The 14,009-nt window shown below is 31.2% G+C and carries 12 protein-coding genes and 1 other RNA gene; 11 read left to right on the forward strand and 2 right to left on the reverse strand.

Features of this window, described 5'->3' with window-relative positions:
• Positions 1 to 47 precede the first annotated feature (47 nt).
• From HMPREF2576_RS04165 to HMPREF2576_RS04175, 3 genes are read left to right on the forward strand one after another with little or no spacing between them, the layout of a single operon-like run.
• Positions 48 to 734: a DnaD domain-containing protein gene (locus HMPREF2576_RS04165; RefSeq protein ID WP_001831014.1), complete on the forward strand. Its 687-nt coding sequence runs from the start codon at positions 48 to 50 to the stop codon at positions 732 to 734.
• Positions 724 to 1,383, forward strand: coding sequence for an endonuclease III (nth, locus tag HMPREF2576_RS04170; RefSeq protein ID WP_001831179.1), 660 nt, complete (start codon positions 724 to 726; stop codon positions 1,381 to 1,383). Before HMPREF2576_RS04165 ends, nth begins: the two co-directional genes overlap by 11 nt.
• 4 nt (positions 1,384 to 1,387) lie before the next feature.
• A complete protein-coding gene (locus HMPREF2576_RS04175; protein WP_001831277.1) occupies positions 1,388 to 1,720 on the forward strand; it encodes a YpoC family protein in 333 nt (110 codons plus the stop codon).
• Positions 1,721 to 1,909: 189 nt separating this feature from the next.
• Here HMPREF2576_RS04175 and HMPREF2576_RS04180 read toward each other — a convergent pair whose 3' ends face one another.
• Both HMPREF2576_RS04180 and recU read right to left on the reverse strand, forming a co-directional pair.
• The gene (locus tag HMPREF2576_RS04180; protein ID WP_001831032.1) at positions 1,910 to 4,141 is read right to left on the reverse strand and encodes a transglycosylase domain-containing protein; all 2,232 of its coding nucleotides are present in this window, start codon (positions 4,139 to 4,141) and stop codon (positions 1,910 to 1,912) included.
• Positions 4,138 to 4,764, reverse strand: coding sequence for a Holliday junction resolvase RecU (recU, locus tag HMPREF2576_RS04185; RefSeq protein WP_002476769.1), 627 nt, complete (start codon positions 4,762 to 4,764; stop codon positions 4,138 to 4,140). Before recU ends, HMPREF2576_RS04180 begins: the two co-directional genes overlap by 4 nt.
• 343 nt (positions 4,765 to 5,107) lie before the next feature.
• On the opposite strand from recU, the gene HMPREF2576_RS04190 reads away from it, so the two are divergent.
• The 8 genes from HMPREF2576_RS04190 to HMPREF2576_RS04225 all read left to right on the forward strand — a co-directional run bounded on the left by HMPREF2576_RS04190 (position 5,108) and on the right by HMPREF2576_RS04225 (position 13,666).
• Positions 5,108 to 5,440 carry a YppE family protein gene (locus HMPREF2576_RS04190; RefSeq protein ID WP_001831244.1) on the forward strand — a complete coding sequence of 111 codons (333 nt, stop codon included), beginning with the start codon at positions 5,108 to 5,110 and terminating at the stop codon, positions 5,438 to 5,440.
• Positions 5,441 to 5,451: 11 nt separating this feature from the next.
• Positions 5,452 to 6,018: an SLOG family protein gene (locus HMPREF2576_RS04195; RefSeq protein WP_001831285.1), complete on the forward strand. Its 567-nt coding sequence runs from the start codon at positions 5,452 to 5,454 to the stop codon at positions 6,016 to 6,018.
• 13 nt (positions 6,019 to 6,031) lie between these two features.
• Positions 6,032 to 6,370: a cell division regulator GpsB gene (gpsB, locus tag HMPREF2576_RS04200; RefSeq protein ID WP_001831034.1), complete on the forward strand. Its 339-nt coding sequence runs from the start codon at positions 6,032 to 6,034 to the stop codon at positions 6,368 to 6,370.
• A 68-nt stretch (positions 6,371 to 6,438) separates the two neighbouring features.
• Positions 6,439 to 6,822, forward strand: an RNA gene (gene rnpB, locus HMPREF2576_RS04205) — RNase P RNA component class B.
• Positions 6,823 to 7,012: 190 nt separating this feature from the next.
• The gene (locus HMPREF2576_RS04210; RefSeq protein ID WP_001831166.1) at positions 7,013 to 8,149 is read left to right on the forward strand and encodes a THUMP domain-containing class I SAM-dependent RNA methyltransferase; all 1,137 of its coding nucleotides are present in this window, start codon (positions 7,013 to 7,015) and stop codon (positions 8,147 to 8,149) included.
• A gap of 167 nt (positions 8,150 to 8,316) precedes the next feature.
• Positions 8,317 to 8,955 (forward strand): SDR family oxidoreductase, encoded by a 639-nt coding sequence (locus HMPREF2576_RS04215; protein ID WP_001831317.1) that lies wholly within the window; start codon positions 8,317 to 8,319, stop codon positions 8,953 to 8,955.
• 376 nt (positions 8,956 to 9,331) lie between these two features.
• A complete protein-coding gene (locus HMPREF2576_RS04220; RefSeq protein WP_001830977.1) occupies positions 9,332 to 12,769 on the forward strand; it encodes a dynamin family protein in 3,438 nt (1,145 codons plus the stop codon).
• 18 nt (positions 12,770 to 12,787) lie between these two features.
• Complete coding sequence (locus HMPREF2576_RS04225) at positions 12,788 to 13,666, forward strand: 5'-3' exonuclease (RefSeq protein WP_001830929.1); 879 nt, start codon at positions 12,788 to 12,790, stop codon at positions 13,664 to 13,666.
• Positions 13,667 to 14,009 lie beyond the last annotated feature (343 nt).

Raw genomic sequence — 14,009 nt, forward strand, 5'->3', positions numbered from 1 at the left:
GTCACTTTAAGGCTGGACGTTCATTTTAAATAGGAGGTAGTAATATTATGGATCTAATTCAATTAAAAACAAGACCTGTTGTTATAAGACGAGAATTGTTTGATCATTATTCAGAGTTAGGTTTGGATGAACAAGATTTAGTTATTTTGATAAAACTTTTATATGCATCTGAAACTTCTAATAAGCAACCTTCTATTGAATTTCTTCAAAAAGGATCAACTATGGAACCTCGTCAAATTACTTCCGTAATACAAAACTTAATTCAAAGAGAATTATTAGAACTCAATGTTAGTAAAGACGAAGAAGGTAAATTCACTGAATACATGAATTTGGATCCCTTCTATCACAAATTAAATCAATTATTAAAACATCAATACTTAAAACATGAGGAACAAGATAAAAAAGAGCAGTTTAAGCAATTGTTTCAGATAGTTGAGCAATCGTTCGGCAGACCACTATCGCCGTATGAAATTGAAACATTAAATCAGTGGATTGATGTCGATCACCATGACTTATCAGTTATACAAGCCGCTCTTGATGAGGCACTTAGCCAAAATAAACTTAGTTTTAAATATATTGATCGTATTTTATTAAATTGGAAAAAGAATAATGTGAAAACAGTTGACGATTCAAAGAAAATAAGAGAACAGTTTAACAAACCAAAAATGAAACATGTTGTTAAAAAGGTGCCTAAATTTGACTGGTTGAATGGAGAGAATCCTAATGATAAGTAAGAAAAAAGCATTACAAATGATTGACGTTATAGCAGATATGTTTCCTAATGCAGAATGCGAATTAAACCATAGAAATGCATTCGATCTTACAATAGCTGTATTATTATCAGCACAGTGTACTGATAATCTAGTCAATCGTGTCACTCAATCATTATTTAGAAAATATCGAACACCTGAAGATTATTTAAATGTGAGTGATGAAGAATTACAAAATGATATACGCTCTATTGGATTATATCGCAATAAAGCCAAAAATATAAAAAAATTATGCCACTCTTTAATTGAACAATTTAATGGTCAAATCCCACAAACACATAAAGAATTAGAGAGTCTAGCTGGAGTGGGGCGTAAAACAGCAAATGTTGTAATGAGTGTCGCATTTGGAGAACCTTCTTTAGCTGTCGATACTCATGTTGAGAGAGTTTCTAAACGTTTGGGAATTAATCGTTGGAAAGATAGTGTAAGACAAGTAGAAGATCGATTATGTGATATTATCCCAAGAGATAGATGGAATAAAAGCCATCATCAATTAATATTTTTTGGGAGATATCATTGTCTTGCTAGAAAACCTAAATGTGAGATATGTCCGCTGTTAAATGATTGTAGAGAAGGACAAAAACGACATAAAGCAAAGATAAAGGAGGCGTGATGATATGATTGAAAAACAGGATTTCAATCATATAGAGGACCAACTTGATCAACTAGCAAGTAATAAACAACTCAAAACACCAGAAGCTAGGGAACTTTTAGATAGTTATTTCGATTTAATTATTAATTATTTTAAACAAATAAATAACATAGATGAAATTCATTTTAATCAACTCGATACATATCCAGTAGTTCCAATGAATTTTGATGAACGCTATCATTATATGGTTGCACGTAAACACCATTTTATGGGCTATCGTCAAATGAAAACATTGAAATCAGAATTAATAAAAATGAATGCATCTTATCTAATTAGAAAGCAACGTCAACAAAAATAAATTATACTTAATTTTAATTATTCGATTTTATACCTATATCAACATTTACACTTCACATACAATGTAGTTAATCAAATTAATTAATAACTAGAGAACTTAGATTATTATTGCACATGCTAAATTTACTTTTCTAAGACAGAAAAAGCTCCAATTTCATTTTCTTGAAATTGGAGCTTTAAGTTTATTTATTTATGAAACTTTATAATCGAATATAGAGTTTAAATTGAACAGACGTGTAAATGCATTGCCTGAGTTACCTTGACTGGTACCATTCGAACTATTCGAGTTGTTTCCACTTGATGCTGAGTTAGAGCCACCATTTGATGAAGAAGATGTATCGCTACTTCCATGAACACTACGGTTAGTAGTATTATTATCAGAATGACCTGATACAGATAGACTGTCCGGTGAACTTCCTTGTACATCATTAGGCTTTTTGAAATCTTCACCATCTTTAGATGAGATACTAGACATCACATCTTCATACAAGTATTGTGGATAATCTTGTTCTGAATGACCGATAAATGAATTTGTTCCATATTGTTTAACCTTATTGAAGCCCATCCATACCGACATAGTATATTCTGGACTGAAACCATTAATCCAAACATCTTTGGCAGCATTATCAGGTAAATTATACTTTTCGTATATTTCTTGTCCATACGTACCAGTACCAGTTTTCGCACCCATGTTTACGCCTGACACACCATGTCCATAAGCCGAACCATATGCTTTAAATGTACCTTTAAGAATTTCAGCTAACATATATGATGTATAGTCTTTCATAGCTTTGTGACTCGTATGTTCATACTCAATTGTATCTCCTTCATGAGTAACAACTTTTTGTATTGAATGCGCGTTATTATAAGTACCACCATTTGCTATTGCTGCAAAAGCGGAAGCTAGTTGAGTAGGTGAGAATTCTGATGAAGATCCACCTAATACTTCAGAAGGTCCAATTTTGCCACTATAATCCAATCCTAATTTAGATGCAAATTTCTGAGGTGCATCATTACCAGCTTGACTTTTAACTTGTTGCCAAGTTTTTAAAGCTGGAATATTGAAACTTTGACGCAATGCATCATAGATAGAAACTGTTCCATGGCCTTTCGTATCATAGTTCTTGAATTGAGAACCATCTACCCAATATGATGATTCGTCTTGAATCGCATGATTTGTTGACCACTTCATATTTTCTATTGCAGGTCCATAAGCTAAGAAAGGTTTTAATGATGAACCAGTAGGGTGAGGGTCAGTAGCTTGGTTTCTTTCAACAACATTTTTATAATTACGTCCACCTGAGATCGCAACTAATCCACCAGTTTTACTATCTAGAATTGTTGCACCAACTTGTTGGTCTTCATTCTTGTAGAAAGAACCATTGTTAATTCGATCTTGTAACGTTTGTTGAACATCTTTATCCATATTAGTATAAATTTTTATACCACTTTGAAGAACTGAACCTAAATTTTTATCCTTAAAGTACTTGTTATTCATTAATTCAGATTGAACGAAATTAACGTAAGAATCATACTCAGGATTTTTTTCATTTCCAGTGACTTGACGTTCTTTTTTAGTACGTTCAACTAAGTTAGCTTTAAGATCAATCTTCTTCGCATCCGCATATTGTTTATCATTAATACGGTTATGTTTATGCATAAGATAAAGCACAGTATCTTTACGATTATTAGCTTCCTTAGGATTGTTGTAAATGTTGTAAAGGTTAGGAACTTGAGGTAAACCAGCTAGATAAGCTTCTTCAGCTAAATTTAAATCCTTCATATCTTTGTTGAAGTAATATTTAGCGGCGGCCTTAATTCCAGTAACGCCATCCGAATAATAAATCTTATTCATGTAAACTTGGAATATTTCATCTTTGCTGTACTCTTGTTCTAATCTATAAGAAAGATAAGCTTCTTGTGCTTTACGACCGATAGATTTTTGTTGTGTCAAGAATGAGTCTTTTACAACTTGTTGTGTAAGTGTAGACGCACCTTGCGAACCAAATCCACCTGTTAAGTTTTTACCAATGGCACCAAATAAACGTTTGTAATCTAATGCTCCATGTTGGTAGAAACGGTTATCTTCAGTAGCTAAAACAGCGTTTTTCATGTCTTTAGGAACATCTTTGATATTCACATGTTCATGTCGCTGTCCGTTATCAAGTGTTTTTACAAGTTCTCCGTTTTTATCGTAAATCTTTGCTGGAATTGGATCATCTAATTTTGATTCGCTAAATGCTGGAGCTTTCCACGCATAATAAGCAAACAACAAGATACCGAGTAGCAATAGAACGAAAAAGGCAATAATCATAAAACCTATAATCTTAATAATCGTTCTCTTTACATTCCTATTCTTTTTTCCATTGGACTTCCCATTGTTGTTCTTTTTAGGTTGGGAAGACCCTTTATTTTCCGTCATACGCGGTCCTCACTTTCATCTAATATCAACTTATCAACTGCCTTGAGGTAATTCAATCTTGGTTGATATTGATAAGGAATATGGTAACCATTTTTCCGAATTTCTTCAACAGTTATCGACTTTTTAATATTATTAATGTATCTTTGCCAATATTTTTCAAATTTTGAATAGGGTAAAAGATACACTTCATCAAGTGATTTAAAACGTATCATTAAAAAGACAATTCCTTTTTGATGATATGTATTTTTCATATGTTCTACTTGATGTGCATGAATATTATTGAGTGGAAATGAAGTTTTGTTCTTAGTTTCTTTAGCTTCAAAATCAATGTAATATCCATTATAGACACCATTATAATCAGTTGTTGAAGGAGTGCGAAAATAAGCCTCATTTATTACAGCCTTACTACGTTTCGGATAGTGAACATTAACTATTTGAACCGGAGTCGGCTTTTTATGAATAACTGCTATGCCACTTTTAAGATAGAAAGTATTCGATTGTTCAATATCTTTCTCTAGTGTCATACCTCGTCCACCATATTCAATATTACTTGAAAATGGCGAACTCTTACGTCCGTCCAAAGGCTTATTTTTAGAGTATGGTTTACCATTTGGATAATTCATCATAATTCACCACACAAGTTTGTTCCTATTTTATACTAAATGATTATTTAAAATTATAAAATTAAAACAAACTATCGTATTTGAATGTATATGTCACAAAGAAAACATACATCAATCACTATTTTAACTTGCTTATGCCAATCTGTCACGATTTCTTTCATAAATGAAAGATAAATGTAATCTTCAAGTTAATAAAATTCCATAAATTTCATATTTTTTTATTTAGTATTACTAATAGAATTTAACAAACCAAAAATATCATTTTCTAATTTTTTACTCTATGTATATTTCCATGACTTTCGGATTTATAATATGTTAAATTAATTAAGTAGGAGGCATCTAAATGTATCAAATCATTAAACAATTGTTAGAGGATATTGATGAAATGAATTATAGGTATCAACATGTAAAAATTAATGGCGGTTCATTCGATTTTTATAAAGATGTTGAACCCTATGTCAAAAATATTGATAATCATTTAGAGGCACTCAACTGTTACTCAAAAAGCATTACAGAAACACAATATATGAGCCAACAAAAGTTAGATATATTGATATTAAATATACAAAAGCTTTCTGTAGATTGTCATTTTCCTAGAACGAGCCGTAAATTATTTGTCGAAAAACTTAAAAGTGCCCAGTACGATTTAAAAAATATTTTATCGAATTATGTTTAGTGAGGAAAAAAATGGTTAAAACTGTTTATATTACTGGTTATAAATCTTTTGAACTGAATATCTATAAAGACGATGCGCCAGAAGTATATTATTTAAAGCAATTTATAGCTCATAAATTAAAACATCTTTTAGATGAAGGTTTAGAGTGGGTATTGATACAAGGACAAATGGGTATAGAATTATGGTCTGCTGAAGTAGTGATTGAACTAAAAAAAGACTTCCCAGATATTAAACTAGGTATAATTACGCCATTTATAGGTCATACACAACGATGGAATGATAAGAATCAAGCTAAGTATACAAATATTATACAACAAGCCGATTTTACTGAAAGCATTCATCACACTGAGTATATGGGTGCCTATCAATTTAAACAAGCAGATCAATTCATGCTTGATCATACCGATTACACTATTTTAATTTATGATGATGAACAAGAGGCAAGCCCTAAATACTTTAAGGCTATGTTAGTTGAATTTATGGAAAAAACAAACTATACTTGTGATATTGTGACGTTTGATGAACTCACTGACTTCATCAACGACTTGCAGTGGTCTCAAGATCAAAGTTTCGAATGAGGTGGAAAAAAAGATGTCAGATGTTTCATTAAAATTATCAGCGAAAGATATTTATGAAAAAGATTTCGAAAAAACTATGGCAAGAGGCTATAGAAGAGAAGAAGTAGACGCTTTTTTAGATGATATCATTACAGATTATCAAAAAATGGCGGATATGAACAATGAAGTAGTAAAGCTTTCTGAAGAAAATCACAAATTAAAAAAAGAACTTGAGGAATTAAGATTACGTGTTGCTACATCAAGACCACAAGACAATAAAAACTTTTCTTCAAATAATTCAAGCAGTGCTTCAAATAATGTAGATATTTTAAAACGTATTTCAAACCTTGAAAAAGCAGTATTCGGCAAATAAAATTTTTACTTATTTCGTATAAATTTTATGACTTTATACTTAAAATTATGTTATAATCTCAAAAGTGATATTTCGGGTAATCGCTATAGCAATATAGAGGAAAGTCCATGCTCACACAATCTGAGATGATTGTAGTGTTCGTGCTTGATGAAACAATAAATCAAGGCATTAATTTGACGGCAATGAAATAACCTAAGTCATTGGATATGGTTAGAATAGTTTGAAAGTGCCACAGTGACGTAGCTTTTATAGAAATATAAAAGGTGGAACGCGGTAAACCCCTCGAGTGAGCAATCCAAATTGGGTAGGAGCACTTGTTTAGCGGAATTCAACGTATAGACGAGACGATTTTTACGCGAAAGTAAAAATATGTAGACAGATGGTTACCACCGACGTACCAGTGTAACTAGTACACATTATGAGTACAACGGAACAGAACATGGCTTACAGAAATATCATCACTAGTTTAGCTCTCCCAATTATGGAGAGCTTTTTTAATTGAAATCATAATTGATTTAGAATAATTTATTACAATATACACTTTACATTTATGGTTTTCCGCTTCAAAATCAAATTAATTAATACTTATAAATATTAAAATTATACATATATTGATTCAATAAATTAAAAGGAGACTCGGTCATGTTTCAATTATTAGCAGTATGTCCAATGGGATTAGAAGCAGTTGTAGCTAAAGAAATACAAGAATTAGGTTACGATACACAAGTAGAAAACGGTCGTATCTTTTTTGAAGGTGATGAAAGTGCTATTGTTAGATGTAACTTATGGTTACGTACCGCAGACCGAATAAAAATTGTAATGGGTCGATTCAATGCTACTACTTTCGACGAATTATTTGAGCAAACAAAGTCATTACCATGGGAGACCGTAATTGACAAAGAAGGTAATTTCCCGGTTCAAGGGCGGAGTGTAAAATCAACATTATATAGTGTACCTGACTGCCAAGCAATTACTAAAAAGGCTATAGTAGAACGACTTAAGCATGCTCATCAAGAAAAAGGATGGCTAAGTGAAACAGGCGCCAAATATCCTGTAGAAGTAGCAATATTAAAAGATAATGTATTATTGACCATTGATACTGCTGGTTCTGGACTCAACAAGCGAGGTTATCGCATTGCTCAAGGTGAAGCACCCATTAAAGAAACATTGGCAGCAAGCCTCATTCGTTTAGCAAATTGGAATGGTAACACACCTTTAATTGATCCTTTCTGTGGTTCAGGCACCATTGCTATTGAAGCATGTCTTATTGCACAAAATATTGCACCTGGTTTTAATAGGGATTTTGTATCTGAACAATGGAATATGATGCCACCTAATATTTATGACAAATTTCGTGATGAAGCTGATCAATTGGCTGACTATGATAAAGACATACAAGTATATGCTTCTGATATTGATCCAGAAATGATTGAAATTGCAAAACGTAATGCAGAAGAAGTTGGTCTCGGAGATATCATACAGTTCAATGTTAAAGATGTGAATACTTTGTCTATTGATACCGACAAGCCTGTAGCACTTGTTGGCAATCCACCGTATGGTGAAAGAATTGGAGATCGTGAAGAAGTTGAAGAAATGTATCGTTATATAGGTACACTTTTGAAACAACATCCTCATTTATCGGCCTACATATTAACAAGTAACAAAGAATTTGAATACTTAGTTAATCGAAAAGCGACTAAAAGACGTAAGTTGTTCAACGGGTATATTGAATGTACGTACTATCAGTATTGGGGTAAAAAGCAAAGTAATAAAAATTAAATTTTACATTTTATAATACTTGTGTAATTATAGTAATTATTCAAGTACTATTTATTCGCACTCTTATCTTGACTGTAGTACAGTTAAATAGGAGTGTTTAATTTTATTAAAAAATAAGTCATATACTAAAAATGTATCATATTTTAATTAGAAAGGGGCTTTTAAATATGAAGACTGTTTTGATTGTAGGCGCAAATGGTAGAGTATCTATCGAAGCGACAAAAATTTTCCTAGAGAACTCAAGATTTAATGTTGATTTATTTTTGAGAAATGCGCATCGTATACCTGATTACGCCTCTAATAGAATTAAAGTTTATGAGGGAGACGCTAAAAATATTGAGGATTTAGAAAGTGCTTTAAACAATGTTGATGTTGTTTTTGCAAGTTTATCGGGATCACTTGATAAACAAGCTGAAACTATCGTAAAAGCCATGGATAACAAAAATGTTAAGAGACTGATTTTTGTAGCAGCTCCTGGTATTTATGATGAACTACCAGAACCATTCAATCAATGGAATAAAGAACAATTTGGCGAAAAATTGAATCGCTACCGCAAAGCATCTGATATTATAGAAAATTCAGATTTAGATTACACAATAATACGTCCAGGCTGGCTTACAGATAAAAATGAAAATGTATATGAGATCACAGCAAAGAACGAAACATTTAAAGGTACTGAAGTATCACGTAAAAGTGTAGCATCTTTAGCAGTACAAATTGCCAAAAACCCAGAACTACACTCTAAAGAAAATATTGGTGTGAATAAACCTAATACAGAAGGTAATAAACCTGCTTGGTTCAATTAGTATAAAGTTTGTATCTACATGCATGGGTTTTCAATCAATATTATGATAGAATTTGAAATAGATAAATAAGCTTAAATTTAGGGCAAGTCATCATGGCTGCCTTATTTTTTTGAATTTATTGCTAATTATCATAAAATAAATTGTACAATATTACTTAAATTCAAACAGGGGATTATCTTTCATTCAATTATAAAAACAAGATAGAATTCATTTATTATACTTCTAATATCTTTGATGAAAGTCACAATAATCATTTAGCTACAGATACTTTTCATTTAAATTTAATTTACCTTTCAAATAATTTTGAATTCTGATTTTGTTACTTTAATCGAGTAAAAATTCTGTGATTTATCACTGAACTAAAGGGGTAATACTTATGGCAATAAATGAACAATTAGATACTTTATATAAATTAAAAAAAGAATTGGAAAAATCTAATAACAGACCTTTAATTAATACCATTAATCAAGTAATAAAAAAAGTTTATTTAAATCAATACACCGCAACATTTGTAGGACATTTCTCAGCTGGAAAATCAACGTTAATTAATTTGTTATTAGAACAAGATATACTACCAAGTTCTCCAGTACCAACAACGAGCAATACAGCTATCGTTTCAGTAGCCAAGGAAGACGAAATCATTGCCAATCTTACGCAACAACAATATACAAAATTAAAAACGTACAACGATGTTAAACAAATGAATCGACAAAATGTCGATGTAGAATCGATAGAAATTAATTTTCCATCAAACAAATTTAATCTAGGGTTTACATTTCAAGATACACCGGGTGTTGACTCTAACGTTGCAACGCATCAGTCGAGTACAGAGCAATTTATGTATACAAGTAACTTGTTGTTTTATACAGTAGACTATAATCATGTCCAATCAGCGTTGAACTTTAAATTTATGAAACGTATTAATGAAGTTGGTATACCAATTATTTTTGTGATTAATCAGATTGATAAACATAATGAAGAAGAAATTACATTTGAAACTTTTAAATCAAGAGTCGAAAAATCAATCAAAGACTGGGATATCAAACTTCAAGATACTTATTACGTTTCAAAGTTTGATCATCCACAGAATGAAATTGACAAACTTTCAAATTTTCTAGTATTTATGGATCAACATCGTGAATCAACAGAAGACTATGTTAATAGAACAATTCAATTCATTACCGACGCACAATACATATACATTCAAAATGAAATGCAATCTATTCTTGACACCCTTCAAATTAATGAAGAACAATTCGAGGAAGCATATATTCAATTTCAACAAAATCAAGAAGTCAGCGCAGAAGCACAATTGCTCAATGACTCTAATCAATTATTTAATTATTTAAAACAGAAGCGTAAAGATATATTAGATAATGCTTATATCATGACGTACGATATGCGTGAATCTTTACGGAATTATTTAGAAAGCATGGCAACTGATTTTAAAGTGAATGGATTTTTTAATAAAAGGAAGAAAAAAGAAGAAGAACAAATCAAACGACTTAATGAGGCGACCACTCAATTGCAAGAGAAAGTTAATCAACAAGTACGACAACCACTTCGTGAAGATATGTCATTTTTAACTAGATTCATAAATAAACATGCTGTGAATGAAAAAATACTAAATCAAGAATATGACGTCGTTCCGTCACTTATATCAGAGCTATATCAAACTCAAACGAGCATTAGCAACACATACGTTTTAACATTTTCAGATGAAGTTATAAAAGCTTTGAATAAAAAAATAGAAAATGAGTCAACACCACTATTTGAAGAAGCTGTCAATCATGTACAAGTTAATGAATTATCGAGTGATGAAAATGAAGATAGGTATGAATATGATAGATACATTGAACTTAACACATTAAAGGATTCGCTTACATCCCACAACTACAAACATTACTATATCCATTTAGACGATTCTTTAGATAAATTAATTGGAAGAACAGAGACTCATTTTGAACTTAAACAAGAAAATTCAACTGCTTATCATCGTAAACATGAGACACAACATCGTAACGAGTTTGTTACATCTAATCAAGATATTAAGCGTGCATTAGATATCGTTAAAGATGTACCATTATTTGATCGCACTAAACAAGATATCACCGATACCATTCTGAGACTCGATAATCAAATAACAAAAGTAGGTGTTTTTGGTACATTTAGCGCAGGTAAAAGCAGCTTAATCAACGCTCTACTAGGTGATAACTATTTAGTTAGTTCTCCTAATCCAACAACAGCGGCAACGACGGAATTATCATATGGTAAAGAGAGTCAAATCACATTAAAATCTAAAGAGCAATTACTAGAGGAAGTTAATCATGTACTAGAATTTTATGAAATATCGTTTAACACCTTAGACAACTTTATTAAGAGCGATTTAGAGAAGTTAAAATCGAAACTAGAAAAGAACCAACTTGCATTTATTAGTGCAATTGAGAAACATTATGAAATGTACACGTCAATGCTAGAACATTCACTTATACACACAGTATCGCTTGAAGAAATTAAAAAGTGGAGTGCCGAGGATGAGTATGCCACTTTCGTGAAAACTGTACACCTTAAGCTACCTTTAGATTGGCTTAAGGGTAAAATCATTATTGATTCACTGGGTTTACATTCCAATAATCAAAGACACACGAATGAAACTGAACAAATTCTCACTTCTTCTGACCTTATTTTGTATGTAACTTACTTCAATCATTCATTTACAGATAACGACAAAGCCTTTATCGAACATATGAAAGATATGAATCAATTAAATGAAAATCAAGCTTTTAAAATGATAATTAATGCGGTTGACCTAGCTGAAGATAAACAGGATATACAAGCCGTTGAGGATTATGTTGCAGATGCACTGGGGCAAGTTAACTTACACTCTGATATATATAGTGTTTCAAGTCGTCAAAGTTTAAATGGGAATAACATTGGCATAAATGAATTAAGAGAAAGTATACAATACTTTGCAAAGGTTGAATCTAGAACAATTTTAGAGCAGCAGATGACTTATCAATTGCAACAAATGAATAACTCCTTTAAAAAAATGATTAAAGATTTTCACGATGACAACGCAAAATTATCAGCTAGACAACATAAATTAAATCACTATAAAAACCAAACCCTATTAAATCAAGAGTTGATTGATACAACTGCACAACGTACTTTCAATGAAGTAGAAGAACAAGTATATCATCTAAATGAACGGTTAAAACTACAACTTTTAGATGAGGTTAAATCTGTGTTTAATAGTCAGATGACACAAAATAACGACTTTAATGAGGAAAAGAAAATTTCAACTAAAATATATTTAGATCAAATTCATCAACGCTTATTCTTAGAGCAATCACTTATCACAGAAAGGATTAAAAAATATTTTAATTCACAACTAGAAGAACAAATCCTACCAGTCATGAAAAAGTTAAATCAGATTCATGTTATTATAAATGCAAAATTTAATGTTGAGCCATCACTGGTTGATACGGCGTTACTTCAAATTGAACTTAATTCAATGTTGCAATCACTACCAAAACAGTTAACTAAACGTAAAATAGTTAATCCAAAGTCACAAAAGGATATACAAGTACACATAGCTAATCAAACTCTTGAATTATTACAAGATGATTTGAACTCATTGCGCCGACAATTAAATGATTATATCCATGAGATGACTCAACTTGCCGAACATCAATTTCAAATGTTGGAGACATCCATTCAACAACAAATTGATGAGTTACTTTCATTCACTATCGATGATACATTAATACAACAACTAGAATTGAAAACGACACAATTAGACAATATTTTATAGTAGAAAGAAGGATTAAAAATGCCTCAAAGAGTATTGCTCGTTGATGGAATGGCTTTATTATTTAGACATTTTTATGCAACAAGCTTACACAATCAATTTATGTACAATTCTAAAGGAATTCCTACAAATGGTATTCAAGGTTTTGTAAGACATATTTTTAGCGCTATCAAGGAAATCGAACCTACTCACGTAGCAGTTTGTTGGGATATGGGGCAAGAAACATTCAGAAATGAAATGTATGATGGCTATAAACAAAATCGCCCAGCACCTCCTGATGAACTTATTCCTCAATTCGATTATGTTAAAGAAATATCCCATCAGTTTGGTTTTGTAAATGTTGGTAAGCGTAATTATGAAGCTGATGATATTATTGGCAGTTTAGCGGAAACATATTCACAAGAACATGAAGTTTATATCATTACCGGAGACCGAGACTTACTCCAATGCATTAATCATAATGTAGAAGTTTGGCTTATAAAAAAAGGTTTTACAATCTATCAACGTTACACGCTTGATCGTTTCATTGATGAATACGGGCTTAATCCTCAACAATTAATAGATGTTAAAGCTTTTATGGGTGATACAGCAGATGGCTATTCTGGTGTAAAAGGGATAGGTGAAAAAACAGCAATTAAATTAATTCAAAATCATGGAACTGTCGAAAATGTAGTGAACAATTTATCATCATTAACTCCCGCTCAACAGAAAAAAATAACAAATAATTTAAATCATCTGCATTTATCAAAATCACTCGCAGAAATATATACCAAAGTTCCAATTGAAACAGACAAACTTTTTAAAGAGATGACATATGCTCATACACTAAATGAGATTTTATCCATTTGTAATGAACATGAACTATACGTTTCAAGTAAATATATTGCAACTCACCTCTAACCATAAACCAATGAACATTTCATTTAGATATTGTTCATTGGTTTTTTTAATATCAATTAGCATCTCCACTAAAAATATAAATATTTTATTAAAACTTCGTGAATTAATTTCACAAAGTTATCTTAAAGTGATATTATTGTTTAGAACAAATAAATTGTTGTTCAAAATGCTATTGTGATAAATGAAGAGCAAACCGAAATTAAACGGTCGGAACATCTGCTCTTTTTTATTGAGCAAATGTATGAGTTATTCATTGTCAAAATTATCAACATTAAAAACGTATAATTTTCAAATCACATCAAACAACAAAGAAAAAACATCAAGAATAGGAGTGGCAATAGTT

The sequence above is a fragment of the Staphylococcus sp. HMSC063F05 genome (assembly GCF_001837075.1).
GTDB lineage: Bacteria > Bacillota > Bacilli > Staphylococcales > Staphylococcaceae > Staphylococcus > Staphylococcus epidermidis.

What these genes read in the sequence shown, in the direction of transcription:
- HMPREF2576_RS04165 (WP_001831014.1), top strand. Translation starts at nt 48, where the DNA reads ATGGATCTAATTCAATTAAAAACAAGACCTGTTGTTATAAGACGAGAA.
- nth (WP_001831179.1), top strand. Translation starts at nt 724, where the DNA reads ATGATAAGTAAGAAAAAAGCATTACAAATGATTGACGTTATAGCAGAT.
- HMPREF2576_RS04175 (WP_001831277.1), top strand. Translation starts at nt 1,388, where the DNA reads ATGATTGAAAAACAGGATTTCAATCATATAGAGGACCAACTTGATCAA.
- HMPREF2576_RS04180 (WP_001831032.1), bottom strand. Translation starts at nt 4,141, where the DNA reads ATGACGGAAAATAAAGGGTCTTCCCAACCTAAAAAGAACAACAATGGG.
- recU (WP_002476769.1), bottom strand. Translation starts at nt 4,764, where the DNA reads ATGAATTATCCAAATGGTAAACCATACTCTAAAAATAAGCCTTTGGAC.
- HMPREF2576_RS04190 (WP_001831244.1), top strand. Translation starts at nt 5,108, where the DNA reads ATGTATCAAATCATTAAACAATTGTTAGAGGATATTGATGAAATGAAT.
- HMPREF2576_RS04195 (WP_001831285.1), top strand. Translation starts at nt 5,452, where the DNA reads ATGGTTAAAACTGTTTATATTACTGGTTATAAATCTTTTGAACTGAAT.
- gpsB (WP_001831034.1), top strand. Translation starts at nt 6,032, where the DNA reads ATGTCAGATGTTTCATTAAAATTATCAGCGAAAGATATTTATGAAAAA.
- HMPREF2576_RS04210 (WP_001831166.1), top strand. Translation starts at nt 7,013, where the DNA reads ATGTTTCAATTATTAGCAGTATGTCCAATGGGATTAGAAGCAGTTGTA.
- HMPREF2576_RS04215 (WP_001831317.1), top strand. Translation starts at nt 8,317, where the DNA reads ATGAAGACTGTTTTGATTGTAGGCGCAAATGGTAGAGTATCTATCGAA.
- HMPREF2576_RS04220 (WP_001830977.1), top strand. Translation starts at nt 9,332, where the DNA reads ATGGCAATAAATGAACAATTAGATACTTTATATAAATTAAAAAAAGAA.
- HMPREF2576_RS04225 (WP_001830929.1), top strand. Translation starts at nt 12,788, where the DNA reads ATGCCTCAAAGAGTATTGCTCGTTGATGGAATGGCTTTATTATTTAGA.